Genomic DNA, 3,638 nt, shown 5'->3' on the forward strand with positions numbered 1-3,638 from the left:
CCCCTTTATTTTCAATGCTTAATCTATATTTAGCTCTCTTAAAAATTCTAAAGAAGTAGTACAATCTGAATCAAATTTATATTCCCCTAAAAAATTAATATGCTCCCAAGCAAGTGGAGATATGTTGCTTAACAAAGCCTCATCAACCTCTTCAATAGTTTTTAAATATTGAACAGCCTTTTCTAAGTAAATCGTATTCCAAATACTAATAGCATTTATAATAATATTAAGTGTACTTGCTCTTTGAAGTTGATTTTGGATAGTCCTTTCTCTCAATTCACCTTGCTTTCCAAAGAAAATAGCTCTTGCTAAACCATTCATAGCTTCTCCTTTATTTAAACCTCTATGAATTTTTCTTCTTAACTTTTCATCTGATAAGTAATCTAAAATAAAAATAGTTTTTTCTATTTTCCCCATCTCTCTTAATGCTGTAGAAATACTATTTTGCCGAGAGTAAGATCCTAATTTACTTAATATTAGTGAAGAGCTAACTTTACCTTCTCTAATTGAGGATGCTAATCTTAAAACATCATCATAATTTTCTTTTATAATCTTTTCATTAATTTTGCCCTTTAAAATACTTTCAAGATTTTTGGATACCTTTGTTTCACTTAAAGAAAATAATTTTACATCGGATAAATCACGTATTCTAGGAGCAAATCTGAATCCTAAAAGATGAGTAAGTCCAAATACTTGATCAGTATATCCAGCTGTATCTGTGTAGTGTTCTAATATATTTAAATCAGTTTCATGATTTAAAAGCCCATCTAAAACATGAGTAGCATCTCTAGAATTTGTATTAATTACTTTCGTATAGAAAGATGAAAATTGGTCACTTGTAAATCTATAAATAGTAGCACCTTTTCCAGTCCCATAGTGAGGATTAGAATCAGCATGAAGCGATGTAACTCCTAATTGCATACGCATCCCATCCGAAGATGAAGTAGTTCCATCACCCCAATATTTTGACATGTTTAGTTTAGTATGAAAATTAACAAGGTTAACTTGAGCTCTATTTAAAGCATCTTCATGCATTCTCCACTGTGAAATATATGCCATTTGCTTATACGATATCCCTGAAGCAGCATCTGCCATTTTTGTAAGACCTATATTTGTTCCCATTCCTATTAAAGCTGCTATTAGAGTTATTTTTTCACTGTTATCTGGCTTTTTATTCGTTGATGCATGAATAAACTCTTCATGGAATCCTGTTATATTTACAACATCTATTAAAAGATCAGTTAAATTAATTCTGGGTATAAGTTTATATAATTTTGAACTCAGTTGTTCTGCTTCTAGAGGAATATTTTTTTCCAATCTTGAAATTGAAATTTTTCCATTCTCAATAGAGATTCCTTTTATTTGATTAATATTTTTAGAAAACCATCTCAGCCTTTTATCCATGCTTAATTTTCTCTCGGTAAAATAATCTTCCAATTCTAAGCTCACAGCTAATCTAGAAAAATTTTTAGCTTCTTGCCATTCATCTTTTGAAAATAAATATTCTTCAAAATCCATGTACTGTCTACTTCCAGAAATAGATATATCTCCAGCTCTAATATGTTCTCTAAGTTCAGAGAGAACGGCCATTTCATAGTAATGTCTATTGATACTGTTATCTTTTTCAAATACGTATTTACTCCATCTTTTAGAGATAAAATCTATTGGAGCATCTTCAGGAATTTTTCTTTTTCCACTCTCGTTAATATCTTTAAGTATGTCAATTCCTTCAATTAAAGATTCATTAGCTTTTATAGATTTAAACTCTAATAGATGTAAAAATTTCGGAGTATATCTTCTTAAAAAATAAAATCTTTTTTCTAATAAATCTAAATAATCATAATCTACTGGCCTTGCTAATTTCTCAGCTTCATTTACAGATAAAACAAAATTTTCCCAATTAACAATAGTTTCAAGAGCTTTAAAAGGATCTACACCTTCCTCTTTGGCTTTAATTAAAGATTTTCCTATACTTGCAAATTGAACTATTTTTTCATTTAACTTTTTCCCATTATTCTTTTGTATCTCTTCTTGAGCTTTTCTTCCTTTTGAAATCAGTGTTAACATTTGTCTATCATGAACTTCAAAAGCCTTATCTATCAGGTCTTTAGAAAGATTTATTAAAAGAATTGTTAATAGTGCATATCTTTTATTTTCTTTGAAATCTCTAAAAGCATAAGGTTCATATCTCATAGCCATTCTATAGAGTTGTAATAATCTATTTGAGTGAAAATGTTGAACTAAAGAAATATCAAGATGTAAATCTTTTATATACTCGATTTTATCAGCCAACTTTAAAAAAGTTTCTGGAGAAGGAAAGCCAGTTGGAGTTTTTAACCAACCAAGGGTTGTTCTGCTTCGCTCCTCTATATTAGGCTGAACTAATAGAGTAGAATTTAACTTTTCTTTTTGCTCTTCTGAAAGAGAATTATTTAAAGTATCAAAAAGTATTTTTTCTGCTTCGTTTTTAGCTTCCCATATTAGGTTCTCAATAGTAGTTATACCAGGAAGTATAATTTTATTTTTTCTAAAAAAATTCAAACACTCATCAAAAAGATATAAGGTATCTTCATTTTCTAAACTTAATTTATAGATATAGTTAAATACTTTCTTTTGTTCAACTTCACCAAAAGAAATAAAACCATATTCCTCTTTAATCTCTTTCATATGTTGCCAAAGAGTATTATCTCTTTGTGGATATCTTCTAGCAGGTACTATTCCAGTCCCTATTTGTTTTGCAATATAACTTATTACTATCTTTGGAATAGACTTAATGTAGCTATATGGCCAACCGGGATATCTCAATACTGCTAATTGCAAAGCAAATCCTATTTTATTTTCATCTCTTCTATGTCTTTGAATAATTTCTAAATCATATTTTGAAAATGTGTAATATCTTGCTAAAGATAATTCATCTTCAGGTATTTTCATGAACATTTCTCTTTGCTCTTGAGAAAATAACTCTTTTCCTCTTAATGACATATTGTAACTCCTTTAATTGTATTTTTAATATTATATCAATAGAGTAGACTCTATTGATACAAAATAAGAACCGTGATAAAATATAGGTTTGTAGAGTCTCATAAGACTTGTCTCAAAGAGGAGGAATAAAAATGAGAAAAATAGGGTATATTCGTGTGAGTTCTGAAGATCAAAATTTAGCGAGGCAAAAACAACAACTTCTAGAAATTGGGATGGATATTATTTTTGAAGAAAAAATTTCTGGAGCTACAATGAATAGATTAGAATTACAAAATATGTTGAAAGAAATTGAATGTGGAGATGTTATTTATGTAACTGATTTAACAAGAATTACTCGTAGTACTCATGATCTATTTTTATTAATAGATTTAATTAGAGGAAAAAAAGCATATTTAAAATCTTTAAAAGATACTTGGTTAGATTTATCTGAAGAAAATCCATATAGTCAATTTTTAATAACAATAATGGCGGGTGTTAACCAACTTGAAAGAGATTTAATAAGAATGAGGCAACGAGAAGGTATTGAAATAGCTAAAAGAGAGGGTAAATTTAAAGGAAGAGTAAAAAAATATCACAATAATCATGCTGGAATGAATTACGCTTTAAAACTTTATCAAGAGGGTGAAATGACAGTAAAACAAATCTGTGAAATTACA

The 3,638-nt window shown here is 28.7% G+C and carries 2 protein-coding genes; one reads left to right on the forward strand and one right to left on the reverse strand.

All coding sequences use genetic code 11. The features are described 5' to 3' along the window. Positions 1–18: 18 nt before the first annotated feature. Positions 19–2,982, reverse strand: a complete 2,964-nt coding sequence (locus Q0O83_RS11775) for a Tn3 family transposase (RefSeq protein WP_294097323.1) — start codon at positions 2,980–2,982, stop codon at positions 19–21. Between the two features lie 131 nt (positions 2,983–3,113). Here Q0O83_RS11775 and Q0O83_RS11780 point away from each other — a divergent pair. Continuing rightward, a partial coding sequence (locus Q0O83_RS11780) for a recombinase family protein (RefSeq protein ID WP_294097325.1) occupies positions 3,114–3,638 on the forward strand: 525 nt, incomplete at its 3' end.

It is taken from the genome of uncultured Cetobacterium sp., assembly GCF_945952365.1.
GTDB lineage: Bacteria > Fusobacteriota > Fusobacteriia > Fusobacteriales > Fusobacteriaceae > Cetobacterium_A.